The following is a 15,395-nucleotide window of genomic DNA, read 5'->3' on the forward strand; positions in this document are numbered from 1 at the left end:
GGTCTGACCAACGTGACTATCCCGGAGGGGGTAACGAAGATTGGTGAGTTTGCCTTTCTTAACTGTACGGGTCTGACCAGTGTGACCATCCCAGAAGGAGTGGCATCGATCGGCAGGAGTGCCTTCTATGGCTGCACGAGTCTGACCAGCGTTTCTATTCCGAATAGCGTGAACGAGATTGGGGAATACGCATTCCAAGAGACACCCTGGCTAGAACAACGGAAGGAAGAACAAGGCGCCGTTTACGCAGGGCGGTGCGTAATAGCATGTAAAAAATCCCTCGCTAGCGCGATTATAAAAGAAGGAACCGAACGGCTTTGTGATTACTCTTTCTCTGACTGCAAAAGCTTGATCAGTGTGACTATCCCGGAGGGAGTGACGGAGATTGGCAGGGAAGCATTCTGTCGCTGTACGGGGTTGACTAACGTAACCATCCCGAAGGGAGTGACGAAGATCGGTGGGGGTGCCTTCCTTGGATGCACGGGTCTGACCAGTGTAACCATCCCAGAGGAGGTGACGGAGATCGGCTGGAGTGCCTTTGAAGGCTGCATGGGGCTGACTAGTGTGACCATTTCGGAGAATGTTACCAGTATCGGCAAGTGGGCTTTCTCTGGCTGCAAGAGCCTGACCAATGTGACCATCCCGGCGGGGGTGACCTATATCAACGGGTATGTCTTTGCGGGGTGTACGGGTCTGACCAACGTGACTATCCCGGAGGGGGTAACGAAGATTGGTGAGTTTGCCTTTCTTAACTGTACGGGTCTGACCAGTGTGACCATTCCGGCAGGGGTGACATCGATCGGCAATAATGCCTTCTCTGGCTGCAAGAGCCTGGACAATGTGACCATCCCGGCGAGGGTAACCAATATCGACTGGTGTGCCTTTGCGTGCTGTGCGGGCTTGACACAGGTCACTATCCCGGAGCGTGTAACCAAGATTGGCGACCGTGTCTTTTCGCGCTGCACCGGCTTGACGCAGATTACGATTTCAGAGGGTATAGCCGAGATCGGTCGCCGTACCTTTGAAGGCTGCACTGGCCTGACTCAGGTCACCATCCCAGAGAGTGTAACTAATATCGGTGACAGTGCATTTGAAGGTTGTACCGCGCTGCGGGAGATTATCTTGCTGGGAAAACCAGAGATTGGAAAAGAAGCGTTTCCGGACAGTGAACTCACGATCGTGGCGGAACAGTTTTTGATGTCGGATTTTTCCATCCCGGCCTATAAGCAGGCAGCCGCGAAGGGCTTTGCCCTGCGCTATACTGCCGGGGCAGAGCTTCCGGAGGAATACCGGGCCGACTGTCTGAAATACATCAAGAGCCAGAAAAAGAAGCTTTACCCCATCGCCCTGGAGTTTACTCCGCTGCTGCATGTGATGCTGGTGGAAAAGATGGTCCCTAAAGGGAGCTTTACGGAGCTGATGGATCAGGTCTCTGCCCATGGGAACGCGGAGGCGTTCGCCATGCTGCTGGACTATCAGAACAAGCAGTTCGAGCAAGGAGAGCTGAAGAAGCTGGTGGAGCGGAAAATGCAACAGGAGATGGAGTCCCTGATAACTGGCGTGCTGACGGCTACGGAGGCTAAAAAAGAATGGAAGTATGAAAAAAATCTGAAGGGTGGAATTTGTCTTCTGGACTATAAGGGCAGCGAGACCGACGTGGTGGTCCCCACCGCCATTGGCAAGGACCATGTGACAGCGATCGGCAGCTACGCATTCAGTCCGACGAGAAGCCGACTGACTGCGGTCCGAGCAGAACAGCGCCGACAGATCACCACGGTCCGCCTCTCGGAAACAGTGACTCAGATCGGCGACTACGCATTTAGCAGCTGTATAGGGCTGACCGACATCGCCATGCCAGACAGCGTGACTAAAATCGGCGAGAGGGCATTCTCAAATTGTCAGACGCTGACCAGCATTACCATCCCCAAGCGGGTAACCAACATTGGCAAGAATACCTTCCAGGACTGTCCTAACTTGGTCATCCACGCCCCGGTGGGCAGCTATGCAGAGCAGTACGCAAAGAAAAACAGTATTCCCTTCCAGACCATGGAAGAATAGAAAGGAAGTTTGATCCCCATGAAATGTTTGAATTGCGGGCGGGAGGCCCAGAGCTGTCTCTGTCAGGCCTGCCATGACCCGGATACCCTGGATCGGGTGGTGACGGAGATCCTTTGCTATAAAGAGGAGACCTGTGAGAACGAATTTGTACGGGCCTACATGCGGCAGTTTGAGGACCCCAAGGATGGCCGCGCCTGCATTCCGGAGCTGCTTGCGCTTTTCAGCGGGGAGGAGGCGGCGTTCAGCCGCTGCCGGTACGACGCCGTGCTTCGGAATCCGGAGTTTGAGTCGGAGGCCCTGGTCTACCTGGGCAGCCACCCGGCCTGGGACTGGCGGCGGCAGTGGGTCGTCCACGACCTGCTACGGAGCTATGCGCGCAACGACTTTGTCAAGCCCCGGAAGTGGTGCGATGAGCTGCTGAAAACAGACGGCCTGAGTGCGGAGCTGTACCAGGACGCCGCCCAATATTATGGGTTTGTGGCCGAGTACGATCAGGCGGCGGAGGCGGCGGAGAGAATGCGGGTGTCCGGGACCCAGGGGCGCTTTCTCAACTTGAGCGCCGAGTCCTTTCCCAGGGTATATGAGCGGCTCTGCACGGATCTGGAACGCTACCGCACGAAAAAGCCCTACTGGCCCGCCACCGAGGCCCGGCGGAGAAATCTGGCCCACATTCTGGAGGAGAAGGGAATCCCCCACCCCAGAATCACCCTGCCGCCGAAAAAGGTGCCGGAGGACGAGTTTCAGCCCATCGAGGAGTGGGATGGCGGAGTTTTGGAGAACTACTGCGCATTCTGGTGCGAGGAGGTGCCCAGCTATACGGCTCCTGCAAAAGATCTGTTCCAAATCGCCGCCGTCCGCGTGCGGGAGGGCCTTCCAACGGAGGCATTCCAAAGCCTGATCCGGCCATGGAAAGCGATGGGATGGAAAAAAATCCTGGGCAACCTGCCGGGGGTGGACCTGGAGGCGGTGGAGAGCGCGGACGATGTGGACCTGGTCATGAGGCGCTTTTTTGACTTTGCACAGGATGATGTGCTGGTGTCCACCCAGGCCCTGGGCAACCAGGGGAAGTTGATCTCCCGGGCGGCCCGGTACACCGGCCTGAAAGAGATCCCAAATCCCTTCCTGGACCTGCTGGATTACGCCGCAGATGTCTCCGAGGAATTTGATATGGAGCACAATACCCGGGAATTCCTGCTGCAGCACTTCCAGATCCCCGAGGGAGCGGACGCGGAGGACCGGGCCCGCGCTAATGTTCGGATCTACACGGCCCTGCAGGAGTTGGAGGGCTGACATGGAACTGACACGGGAACAGCAGCGGGCGGTGGAGACCATCGACCACAATCTCCAGCTGATCGCCTGCGCCGGATCTGGAAAAACGGAGGTCATTACCCGGCGCATTGCGTACATTCTGAAGAAAAAGCCGGATGTGAGGCCGGAGCACATCGTGGCCTTCACCTTCACCAACAAGGCTGGAAACTCCATGAAGGAGCGGATTCAGAAGGTGCTGGAACAGGACGGTCTCACCGCCGGCGGGGCCGATGGGATGTACGTGGGGACCATCCACGCCTTCTGCAAGCAGCTTTTGGACCGCTGCAGCGAGAAATTCCGGGACTTTCAGGTACTGGATACGGTGAAAACCCACCTTTTTGTGCACCGCTACGGCAGTTCGTGCGGAAGAGAGCGGCTGGGCCTGACGGGAGGGCCCAATGATATCCGGCTGTTTCTGGAGTGCATGGAGAAAATGGTGGATGACTACGACAGCCGCGTCCTCTGGACGCAGGAGCAGTGGGAGGTCTTTGAACAGTACCGCACATCCCTGTATGAGCACGGCTACCTGGATTTTTCCCTGCTGATTCTGGAGACGCTGCACGCTATTGAGACAGAGCCGGCCCTTCAGGACGATTTAAAAACCGTCCGGTATCTGGTGGTGGATGAGTACCAGGACGTGGACGATCTTCAGGAGAAGCTCATCGCCTGCTTTGCCCGCGCCGGTGCCAACCTCTGCGTGGTGGGAGATGACGACCAGACCATTTACCAGTTCCGAGGGAGCAACGCGGAGAATATGATCGGATTTTCGAAGCGGTATCCCGACGTGGTGCAGATCCGTCTGGAGGACAACTTCCGCTGCGCGCCGGAGATCGTAGACGTGGCTGACACGGTGATCCGCAACAACGGCCGCCGCCTGGAAAAGCGGATGCGGGCCCAGAGCGCCTCGGAACGGGATGCGTGTCTGGCCCAGAGCTTTTACACAGAAGGCCTGCAATACGATGCCATCGCGGAGGAGATCACGCGCCGCCACGGTCAGGGGGTCCCCTATTCAGAGATCGCGATTCTGGTACGAAAGGGGAAGTGTATCGACTCCATCGGAGAGTATCTGCGCCGTGGGGGGATCCCTTACTACACGGACAGCGCAAAACAGTTTTTTGAGGGAAACTATTTTCACCGGTTGGTCCAGACCCTCTCCATCCTGCATGATGTGGACAAGCCAGCCCTTGCCGCCTGCTGGAGCGGATGCGCGGAGGGGGAGCGCCTCAATGCCGGCTTCCGGTACCTGAGAAAAATAGCGCGGAGCGGGGGAGACAGCCGGCGCTGCCCGCTCAGTCAGGTCCTGCGGGAATTCGCAGAGAAAATCCAGTTCCTGGATGGGGAGGCCCCGGACTGGGCCGTCCGCAGCGACGACCTGGAGGGCGTGTGTACCATTTTGGACGACTACGATACCATCTACGGGGATCAGCAGCTGTCCGCACGGAACGCGGGTGTGCTCCGCTTTCTGGAAACCCGGGCCGCAGAGGAGTACAAGTATCACAACTTCCAACAGGCGAATACCGCGCCCGACGCGGTTCAGCTCATGACCGTCCACAAGTCCAAGGGCCTGGAATTTGACACGGTGTTCCTCCCCAACCTGCAAAAGGGGGAGTTCCCCGGACGCAGGCAGGGCGGCAGGAAGTACTGGCATGTCCTGGGCGGGAGATTTGAGGAGAACAAGGACCAGTATGCATCGGATATAGACGACGAGCGGAAGCTCTTTTATGTGGCGGTGACGCGGGCGAAACGAAAGCTGTACTTGTTCGGCACCCAGGAAAAGCCGCTGTCCAAATTTGTGGCGGAAGCCGCCCAGTCCAGCGCCCTATCTCTCAAGGACATTGACCGCGACGATTTGAACATCGCCCTGTACGACATAGACATTGCCCAGGTGAGGAAGTTGATCCTGGAGAAAGTCTATGCGGGAGCCTTCTCCGGCCTGAAGGGGATGTTCCTGGAAGCGGATGACATCCGCCGGGCCAGTCCGGCAGAGATCCTTCGCTACGCCAGAGAATACAATGTGCCGATCTAATGCAACGGACGGATATCAGGCAGATTTCCCGGTTGATTCCGATTGTTCAAGTCGAAATATTGGGAACAGGCATACGGATGATCCTCTCTTGCAAGTGGAATAAAAATCATTATAATAAATTTCAGGTATCCGTTCCGGCGGTTCTGTTCGCTGTGGAGACAGCGGGACGGAGAAAAGCACGCGGGATCATAAAAATAACTGCCTTTGCAGGCAGAAATTTCTGATTTTAGAATGAGAGAGGAATGGGCGTCTTATGGGGGAAAACTATGAACTGGTCCATAAGGGATTCCGGATTCTGTTGAATGCCCTGTCCGGGTATCTTGGGCAGACATTACGCAAGGTCTATCGGGATGGGTGGTGGGCGGAGGTGCGCTCCGCCCTTTCAGAACCAAAAGATCTGCCCTGGGAAGGGACATACGGGGAGCTCCTGGATTCCCTGGATATTGCCAACTGCCTCCGGCTGGTGGACCGGAAGTGGGGCGATGTTTTCCGCCATTGCCTCCCGCAGAATTGCCGCACCTGGGCCAAAGAGCTGATGGGGGTGCGGAACAGGGTGGCGCACCTGGGGACGCAGGACATGGAGCAGCCGGAAGCGGAGCGCGCGCTGGACACCATGGCGCTTCTGTGCCGGGCAATCGACGAGGAGAGCGCCGGTGAAATCCGGGAGCTGTATCAGGATATACGCGCCAGAGGGGAGCATGCGGTCATATCCTATGTAGGCGCAGAGCAGCCGGAGTCCCTTTCCAGACGGGGGGAACTTTTGGAGGGCAGCCTTCTGCAGAAGGTGGACACGGATGTGGTGCAGAGGACCGTCCTGACCCGAAAGGTGACTTACGGCGGGAAAACGGTGGTGTACCCGGTCTATCGGGTGCGCCTGGATGCGCTGTATTTCAACGACCAGAACGACCGCATTGCCACCTGGATTTCCCGCTATGAGGCCGAGCACGGCTCCGGCGGTCTGAAAAAGCTGGACCGGGAGCGCTACAACCAGGTGATCGAGGAATTCATCTACCAGAGCAACCCGGAGATGATCCAAAAGGATCAGAAGAACATCTCTGTATGCGGACAGACCACCCCCGGCGTGACCCTGGCGGACGGGCGCGTGGTAGACGGCAACCGGCGCCTGACCTGCCTGCGGCGGATTCAGCGGGAGACCGGGGCCCCGGCCTATTTTGAGACCGTGCTCATGGACGTGGATATCCAGGAGGACAAAAAGCAGATCAAGCTTCTGGAACTGGCGGTCCAGCACGGCGAGCGGAAAAAGGTGGAGTACGATCTCATCGACTATGCTCTGGGTACATACCGGGATGTGGTGCAGACCGGGCTGCTGACGGCGGGGGAGTACGCTTCCACCGCGGACGAACCCCTCTCCGAGGTAAAAAAGCGCATTGAGGTGGTGGAGCTGATCCGCGAGTTTCTCGCCTATCTCAAGCTGCCGGAGCAGTACCACATTGCGAGGGAGTACCAGGTGTACAGCCTGTTTCAGGAGATGCTTGCTCCGCTGAAAAAGCTGGACGGGGAAGAACGCAGGCAGCTGAAGACCATCGTATTCAACAACGCCATGATGAAGGCCATCCCGGACCAGAGAAAATTCATCCGGGATATCAAGGGACTGGTGAAAAGCGGCACGTATGAGTTCTATTTTGAAGATCAGCAGAGGTGGAGCCGCGCCATTTCCGAGCGATATGCCGCCGTGGAGATCCGCTCCAAGCAGGATGTGGACCGCTTTGCGGCGGAGAATTCTCAGCTGACCGAGGAGCTGCAGATGTCCATGGAGAAGGCGCTTCGGCGCTCCAGGGCGAAGCAGCTCAAGAGCATGCCGGTGGAAAATGTGACAAAGAGCATTGCTCTGATGATGGAAGTGGATTCCCGCCTGTTTGGAAAGATGGATTCCGAGGAAAAGGAGAACTTGAAGGCAGAGCTGGACGAGCTGGAAAAAATCGTGAAGAGCTTCCAGAAGCTCCTGACAAGATAAGAGGTTCCGCCATGAAGATAGAGCAAATGTCCATCGATGAGCTCGGACTGTCCGCACGTTCCCGGAACGCGCTGCACCGCATGGGAGTGCACAGCGTGGGGGACCTGCTGGGATATACCGAGGAGACGCTCTCTGCGGGAAAAAACTTGGGAAAGAAGTCCGTGGAGGAGATTTTGGAGAAACTTGAGGCATACAAGGGCGCGGGCGAGGGCGGCTGGCCGGAAGCCGATGCGTCCTCTCCGGCGTCTTCCTCGGACTATGTGGATTTCCGGACTTGGCTTGCGGATGCATCCCATCGGGCGCTGGTTACCGAATATCTCAAGGAGAAAGGAAGCCGCATTGACGAGCTGGAGCTGTTGTCCGCCAGGGCATTCAATCATCTGATGCTCCAGGGCTATGAGGAACTGCATGAGATCGTCTTCCTCACCCTGGAGGAGCTCCTGCAGATCCCCAGGATGGACGGGGAATCGGCGTCGGAAATCGAAAAACTGACCCGGAGATACATCAGCGAGCACGCAGAGGAAATTTTGGCGTATGCTGCGGAGAAAACGAAGGCGGCTGCCCCGTCCAGAGGGGAGCGTGTGACGCAGCTGCTCCTCATGCCGGAGCAGCATGACGCCATCCTCCGCTATGTGAAGGCCAATGATCGGGATATCCAGGCCATGGGTCTGTCCAAACGGCCTCAAAACCGGCTGCTGCAGGAGGGATACAGCCGTATGAGCGACCTTGTGTTTGTCAGACGGGAGGACCTGAATCAGATTCCATCCCTTGGGACCAAATCCATCGAGGAGATTCTTGACGCCATGGAGGTGTACTGGAAGGAGCACGGGGAGAGACTGGCTGCCTTCTGCGCGGGAGACGACTCCGTGCTCTGGGACGACAGCCTGCTTCAGAAAAGAATTTTGGACCTCTATCGGGACGCCCCGTTTCTTGGCCTGAGCCTGGCTGACATCACGAAGCGCCTGGACCTTCCGGAAGCGGTCACACAGGCGCGCCTCAAGGCGCTGATCGGAGGCCTTCTAGCGGCCAAGAAGCTGGAATATGTGGATTTCCGCTGCTACCGGGTCTATGAGAGCTTCCACGATTATCTGGAGGTCTGTCCGAATCTCGACGCCCGCAGCCGAGACTTTCTCCGCAAGCGCCTTCAGGGGGGCACCTTAGAGGCGATTGCCCAGGAGAACGGAGTGACCAGAGAGCGTGTGCGGCAGGTCGTCGAGAAGGGAGCCGCAAAGGTCCGCTCCGTACACTGCGCGGAGACCGGAGTGGATTTGTTTGATGAAGACTACTACCGCTGCCTCTACGAAGACTACAATTTTGACAAAAAGGAGGCTGGCGACTGGCTGGGCGTGCCCGCCGCTGTGTGGAATTACCTGGAGCTCAATGGCGTGAAGCGGGGCAGCAAGGAGCTCAAGGCGGCGCTGGACAATCCGCGCTTGGGCATCAGCCTCCGGCTGAAAATCAAGACCTATCTCAACCGAAACAGACTGTACATCGACGGCAAATGGGTGAATAAAAAGCGCGCAGACCTGGAAGAGATCGTGGCGGAGAAATTCTGCAGAGAGGACATCTCCTTTGATGAATTCGTCCAGCGGTACAATGAATTTCTGGAGGAGGAAGAGGTGGCCTATGACGAGGATGTGTACTACACTCCGGCAGTCTACCGAAGCCGGAAAAACCGCCTGTCCGAGGCCCGCTTCCTGCTCTGGAAGCAGAACGAGCAGCTCCGGTACTACGACGTGGACGGGCGGGATTACGAAGAGCTGCTGGAAACTCTGAAGCTGAACGCGTATCAAAATGTTGAACTGTCCACGCTGAAATTTATGGAGACCTACCCGGAGGTCATGAAAAAATATGATATCCGGGATCAGTATGAGCTGCACAATCTTCTGCGGAAGATCGTCCCCCAGAAGGATTACCCGAACCTCAGCTTTGGCCGCATGCCGGAGCTCAAATTCGGCAACTTTGACCGGGACGCCGCCATTTTCCGGCTTCTGGTGGAAAATGCTCCCATCAGTACGGCGGACCTGGCGGAACTGGTGCACCGGGAATATGGCTACGATCCCACTACGGTCGCCATGAACTATTTAACCCCTTTTGCAAAATTTTATCACCAGGGCTACTACACCGTCGACCAGAAGGTCATGCCCGATGAGAGACGCTCGGCACTTCAAAACCGCCTGACCGGGGACTTCTACTATCTGGATGAGGTCCGGGACCTCTACCGGGAGATGTATCCGGACGCGGATCTGGAGGAAGTGAACCCGTACAATTTAAAGGCCATGGGATTTTCCGTGTTCTCCAACTATGTGCTGCAGCACTACGCCTCTTTGGAGGAGTATTTCACGGCGCTGCTGACCCGCGAGGACGTGATGGATCTGTCTGCCATCCACAGCCGCTTTGTCGGGGTCCAGCAATTTTATCAGACCCTCCAGGAACTGAAGCGGGATCTGAGCGTAGTGGAGCTGGAGCCCAATCGGATCATCCAGCTCCGGAAGCTGGAGCGTTCCGGGATCACCCGGGAGATGCTCCGCTCCTTCTGCCGGAAGGTCTACAGCGTTACGGATGACGGCGCCTATTTCACCATCCAGTCCCTGCGGGAGGAGGGGTTTGCCTCAAAGCTGGAGGAATACGGATTTTCCGACTGGTTTTATGCCAATCTGCTGCTCTCTGACAGCCGGTTCTCCTACAGCCGCGTGTTCGGCAATATTGTATTCTACAAAGGCTCGGCTGACGTCACCATCAAGTCGTTCCTGGTGTCGCTGATCCGGGCTCAGGACAAAGTGGATGTCTATGAGCTGATGTCCCAGCTCTCCCGCACCTATGGCTGCCATGTGGATGACAAGTGGGATCTGATTTATAAAGTTCAGAATACCGAGGTCTACTATGACCGGATTCTGGACCGTCTGTACGCCAACGCGGATCTGTACTATCAGGAATTGGATGAAATGTGAGGTGACTGGCAGTGTTTCAAGAGCAGTTGGACCACCTTCTGGCCCAGGCCCAGGCGCTCCATGGGCGCAATCAGCTCTCCGCCACGGTGGGACCGGACTATTTTGAGCCGGGAAAGATGGAATATCTGGAGCAGTCCGACGGACAGTACGACGAAGAGGCCGGGATCCTGACCCTCCGCTTTGAGGCCAGGGGCACCCGGTATGAGGGGCGGACGGAGCAGATTGAATCCGTAAAGCTGGGGGACGAGATTTGGGTGGTCCGGGAGCCGGAGAATAAATTCAACGCCAACAATTTCCGGCTGCTGACCCGGAAGCAGCGGGACGTGGGGAACATGCCGGCGGAGCTTTGCAACGCCATCGCGCCCCTGTACGACAGCGGGCATCTCACGTTTCTCTCCGCCCGCGTCAGCTTTGTGGAGCCCCTCTCCAGGCGCAGCCGCTACGCCCGGCAGGCGGTGCTGTTCGTGGAGCTGCGCTGCCGCATTACAGCAGAATAGGACGCATCTCGCCGATGGGTTCCAAAGGGAGGACAGGGGTTCCTGTCCTCCCTTTTTTGCTGTGGCGGTAAGAGATGTAGGCATGTCAAACACTATACAAGCTGCATCGTATAGACTTCTTGGGTATTTTCACTTATAATATCCTCACATGAATGTGGATGATTTGGAACAGAAAGGAGGCAGCGCCTGTTTTTTGAACAGGTGGGAAAGATGCTGTGAGACATACCAGAGTAGATCAGAAATATTCCTTTATTTCTGTATTTGATGATGAGAACGGAGCCTATGTCCGCACCGGTATCATCGAACACGGACGAGACACGGGAAAAGACCCGTTTATGGCATCGTTCCCGCACCTGATCGACGTGGGCATTATGGGGCACTGCGCCCACGGGCGCACCGGGCTGTGCGCCAAGGCCGGGATTGGCTGTTATCAAAGCGGCCGGGATATCGAGGCTCCCAACATGACCCTGGAGGATTTTTCGGAGATCGTTCTGCAGTGCAGCGGCAAGGTGAACCAGTTCGCTCTGGGCGGCCGGGGAGACCCGGATATGCACGAGCACTTTGGAGAGATTTTATCCCTATGCCGGGAGCATGAAATTGTCCCCAATTTTACAACGTCGGGCTTCGGACTGACGGATAAGGCCGTGGAGCTGTGCGCACGGTACTGCGGCGCGGTGGCGGTGAGCTGGTATCGCAATGACTACACCCTGCGGGCCATTCATATGCTGCTGGATGCGGGTGTGCGCACCAACATCCACTATGTTCTGGGACGCAACAGCGTGGATGAGGCCATCCGCCGCCTGCGGGAGCAGGACTTTCCCAAAGGCATTAACGCGGTCATTTTTCTGCTGCATAAGCCGGCAGGACAGGGGACTCGGGACAACGTGCTGTCGGTGGACGACCCGCGTACCAGGGCGTTTTTCCTGGCGCTGGAGGAGCGGCACTCCTTTAAGGTGGGGCTGGACTCCTGCAACGTCCCTGGGACGCTGCAATTCTGCCATGATATTCTGTCGGAGTCCCTGGATCCCTGCGAGGCGGGGCGGTTTAGCTGCTATATCGGTCCGGATTTGCGGATGACCCCCTGCAGCTTTGATCAGGGACATCAGTACCAGGTCCAGCTGGGCCCCGGCATGGGTATTCAGGATGCCTGGAACAGCGAGACCTTTTGGCGTTTCCGGGCCCATTTGAGCGGCGCGTGCCCGGAATGCAGGCAGCGGGAGCTGTGTCTGGGGGGCTGCCCCCTGATGCCGGAGATCGTATTCTGCAGCCGGGCGGAACGGACAGCGCCGCCCAGTGAGAAGGAAGCTGAGAAACCGCGATAGAAAAGGAGGAGATCAGAGTGAAAATTAGGAGCGACTTTGTAACCAATTCCAGCAGTTACAGCTCGGTGGTGATCACCATTCAGAGCAAGAAGCTGGCCGACTTGCTCAAGGCGTATCAGGCGGATAAATACAATCACGAGTTGTCGGTGAGTGGCAGCCGGGTGTCCATCTATGAAGAGGAAATGGCGGACGCGTGGGAATGTCCGCCTGAACGCTTGGACGAACTGATCGACGCATTGATCGACGGCCTCAGCTATTTTAACAGGGATTGGGAAGATCTCCATGCCATGTGCCAGGAGCTCCGCCAAAGAAAGAAGGAGCTGACCGATTCTGTCCACTCGGTGAAATGGGAGTTTGAGGACAGCAGCTATGGTGAGTTCGAGGTGGACGACGAGGACCGTGAAAGATCGTATCATTTTAAACGGAACAAGGACGGCACCATTACGGAAAAGAGCTCCAGTCAAAGCAGCGCAGAAAACAGGCTGGCGCCCATGGCGCTCGAAGATCCCGACAGCTCCGACCAAAGCAGCTTAGAAAGCGCACAGGGGTCCGATGACTTTTTATACCGGGGGCCAGGGCGTAATGCGCTGGAGCGGCAGATGGGCCGGCCCTTTGACCAGGTGGACTGTGTGGTTGTGTCGGGCAGCACCTTTGTGCTGACGGGGCGTTTCTGGCACTGCGGCGATGACCGGGAGAAGATTCAGGCGCTGATCGTGGAAAAGGGCGGCAGAGCCACCGGGTCCGTCAGCGGAAAGACCACATATCTGGTGATCGGAGATTTGGGAGACTTTGGAGCGAGAAAGATCGAGCATGTAGAACAGCAAAATACCAAGGGAAAGAATATAAAGATCATCCGGGAGGAGGACCTGTTCCAGGCTCTGGAACGTGGTGAATAGTACGCACTCGGACGTGTTTACTCTGGAGTGAGAAGAAACAGCGGACTCCCAAAGAGAGGACAGGATTTGGTTCCCCCTGACAGGGGTAACTTTGCAGGTGTCTGAACCCCCGGCAGATATTGCTACGGCAGTATCTGCCGGGGACTTCTTTTTGTCTCACGCACCCGTGGTGCTGGACTGAACTTCCGGCTGGGTGAGTTCCACGCAGCCAATGTCGTTGTAGTGGATCTCCACCGTCTGCTGAGCGTGCTTGCTCCACTTCACGTCCTTTTCGTGGACCACGATCTTTTGAATGAACAGCCGCAGCATCTCCGGCGTCAGCTCCTGGATGTCCGTGTACCGCTTTGCCAGAGAGATAAAGTGGTCGGTGCCGGACACCTGCTCCCGCAGCTTCTGGATGGTAGTTTCCTTTTCCGGGATGGCCCTGTTCAGCACTTCCATCTCCTGGGTGTAGCTGCCGGAGAGCGTCTGGAACTGCTCCGCTGTGATCCGCCCCAGGACGCTGTCCTCATAGAGCCGCTTGAAGATGCTGTCCAGCTCCCTGCTCCGCTTCTTCATAGCAGTCAGTTCCCGTTCCAACCCGCGCGCCTCTTTGCGGATCTCCGCAGACTGCCTGCTGCTGATGTATGCGGCAAACTCCTGGGTGTGTTCCCTGGCCATTGCTGTCACCCGCCGCAGATCCTCCAGGACCACGTCATCCAGTATGCACTCCCGGATATAGTGGGCGGTGCAGAGGGTGCCGTCCTTCTTGTAAGTCCGGCAGGTGAAGTGGTTGTAAGACCGGCTCATGGTATGGGCGCGGTGGAGTACCATGGTACTCCCGCAGTCGGCGCACACCACCAGCCCGGAATACTTGTTCTGCTCGTCCATCTTGGTAGGCCGCCGTTTGTGCTGGCGCACCCGCTGAACGATGTCCCAGACCTCCTGACTTACCAGGGCGGGGTGGGTATTTTCCAGCACCATGCACTCTTCTCTGGGATGTTCAATTTTCCGCTTGTCCTTGTAGGAACGGGTGCTGTACCGGAGGTTAATGGTGTTGCCCAGGTAAATCTCATTCTCCAGCATGTTGGCGATCGTACTGTCAGACCACCCATAGGGGTCATTCAAATTCAGACTGCTATGGGCGACGCCAAAGGTTTTGTAAGCGTAGGTCGTGGGGCACAGTACCTGCTCCCGCTTTAGCAGCCGGGCGATCTGGCTGGGTCCCTGCCCGGCGGCGCACAGGGCGAAGATGCGCCGCACCACGGCGGCGGCCTCCTCGTCCACCACCAGCTTCTTGCGGTCCTGCTCGTCCTTGCGGTAGCCGTAGGGCGCTCTGGTACCCAGCCGCTCCCCGCGCTCCGCCTTGGCCCGCTGCACCGCCCGGATCTTCCGGCTGGTGTCCCGGATGAACCACTCATTAAACAAGTTCTTGAAGGGCATCAGCTCCGTGCTCTCACTCCGGTCGGTGTCCACATTGTCGTTGATGGCGATGTAGCGGACGCCGAACATGGGGAACCGCTCCTCAATGTACAGCCCCGTGTGGAGCTGGTTACGTCCCAGCCGGGACAAGTCCTTGGTGATGATGGTGCGGATCTTCCCGTTTTCCATATCCGTCATCATCTGCTGGAAGCCAGGGCGGTTGAAGCTGCCCCCGGAATAGCCGTCATCCACATAAAAGCGGGGGTTGGGAAAGCGGTGCTCCCGTGCGTACCGCTCCAGGATATTTCGCTGGTTCTGGATGCTGTTGGACTCTCCGTCCGCCCCGTCATCCTGGCTGAGACGGCAGTACAGGGCGGTGATCTCATTCTGGTTTGACTGTTTCATACAGCCCTCCTTTTTTCTCGTCAAACCGTTTCAGCACATCGCGCCTACACAATACCCCAAAGTCTGGGGAATGTCCAGCCCTTTAGGCGCACAGCTTTCCCTGCTGTGCGTCCAGATCGATGAGGGCTTTCAGCTTATCCTCCGGGGTGGCGCTGCCCTGTACCGGGAACACGGACACCACCTGGATGAGCCGCCCATGGGAGCGCTGAAGGCGTTCCACGGTTACCTGTCGAACATCATCTTTCGCTTCTTCTGACATTTTCGTTTCCTCCATCTCTGGTCGGGAAGGTTCGGCAACGTTGCCAAACCTTGCTGGGCAGCGCTTTTGGTGATTTCATCAAAAGCGGTCTTCTGGTTTTATGGCATATTCGAACTTTCTTGCGGATGGGTTCGTTGCAAAAAGAGCCCATAAAAACGAGCGAGGTTTGGAGCCCGAAATGGTTTCCAAATCTCGCTCGTTGCTTTATTCTTAGTTTGTGAAGACAAAGAAAAAGCAAAACCAGTGTACCGTATATGAGCGGAATGGTCAACTGGTACTTGCACTAAATTCAGAAAT

General features: G+C 57.0%; 11 protein-coding genes. 8 read left to right on the top strand and 3 right to left on the bottom strand.

The window, feature by feature from the left end; all coding sequences use genetic code 11:
* From H6B31_RS14545 to H6B31_RS17745, 8 genes are all read left to right on the top strand, one after another.
* Window positions 1-2,058, top strand: a 2,058-nt coding sequence (locus tag H6B31_RS14545) for a leucine-rich repeat domain-containing protein (RefSeq protein ID WP_204899161.1), incomplete at its 5' end; no start/stop codon positions are given.
* Between the two features lie 18 nt (window positions 2,059-2,076).
* Entirely contained in the window at window positions 2,077-3,348 is a 1,272-nt protein-coding gene (locus tag H6B31_RS14550; protein WP_204899162.1) for a 3'-5' exonuclease family protein, read from the top strand.
* A gap of 1 nt (window position 3,349) precedes the next feature.
* Window positions 3,350-5,392: an ATP-dependent helicase gene (locus H6B31_RS14555; RefSeq protein ID WP_204899163.1), complete on the top strand. Its 2,043-nt coding sequence runs from the start codon at window positions 3,350-3,352 to the stop codon at window positions 5,390-5,392.
* Between the two features lie 253 nt (window positions 5,393-5,645).
* On the top strand, window positions 5,646-7,367 hold the full coding sequence (locus H6B31_RS14560; RefSeq protein WP_204899164.1) for a Swt1 family HEPN domain-containing protein: 1,722 nt from the start codon (window positions 5,646-5,648) through the stop codon (window positions 7,365-7,367).
* 11 nt (window positions 7,368-7,378) lie between these two features.
* Window positions 7,379-10,318 (top strand): DNA-directed RNA polymerase subunit alpha C-terminal domain-containing protein, encoded by a 2,940-nt coding sequence (locus H6B31_RS14565; RefSeq protein ID WP_204899165.1) that lies wholly within the window; start codon window positions 7,379-7,381, stop codon window positions 10,316-10,318.
* Between the two features lie 11 nt (window positions 10,319-10,329).
* Window positions 10,330-10,815, top strand: coding sequence for an HIRAN domain-containing protein (locus H6B31_RS14570; RefSeq protein ID WP_204899166.1), 486 nt, complete (start codon window positions 10,330-10,332; stop codon window positions 10,813-10,815).
* A gap of 215 nt (window positions 10,816-11,030) precedes the next feature.
* Window positions 11,031-12,137 carry an SPASM domain-containing protein gene (locus H6B31_RS17740; protein ID WP_204899167.1) on the top strand — a complete coding sequence of 369 codons (1,107 nt, stop codon included), beginning with the start codon at window positions 11,031-11,033 and terminating at the stop codon, window positions 12,135-12,137.
* A gap of 17 nt (window positions 12,138-12,154) precedes the next feature.
* Window positions 12,155-13,033 carry a BRCT domain-containing protein gene (locus tag H6B31_RS17745; protein WP_204899168.1) on the top strand — a complete coding sequence of 293 codons (879 nt, stop codon included), beginning with the start codon at window positions 12,155-12,157 and terminating at the stop codon, window positions 13,031-13,033.
* A 156-nt stretch (window positions 13,034-13,189) separates the two neighbouring features.
* Here H6B31_RS17745 and H6B31_RS14585 read toward each other — a convergent pair whose 3' ends face one another.
* The 3 genes from H6B31_RS14585 to H6B31_RS14595 form a co-directional block, all read right to left on the bottom strand.
* Window positions 13,190-14,839: a recombinase family protein gene (locus tag H6B31_RS14585; RefSeq protein WP_204899169.1), complete on the bottom strand. Its 1,650-nt coding sequence runs from the start codon at window positions 14,837-14,839 to the stop codon at window positions 13,190-13,192.
* Between the two features lie 82 nt (window positions 14,840-14,921).
* Window positions 14,922-15,098: a hypothetical protein gene (locus H6B31_RS14590; protein ID WP_162609455.1), complete on the bottom strand. Its 177-nt coding sequence runs from the start codon at window positions 15,096-15,098 to the stop codon at window positions 14,922-14,924.
* Between the two features lie 98 nt (window positions 15,099-15,196).
* The coding region (locus H6B31_RS14595) for a hypothetical protein (RefSeq protein WP_204899170.1) at window positions 15,197-15,395 on the bottom strand (199 nt) is incomplete at its 5' end.

The sequence above is a fragment of the Pseudoflavonifractor capillosus genome, assembly GCF_016899775.1.
Taxonomy (GTDB): domain Bacteria; phylum Bacillota; class Clostridia; order Oscillospirales; family Oscillospiraceae; genus Lawsonibacter.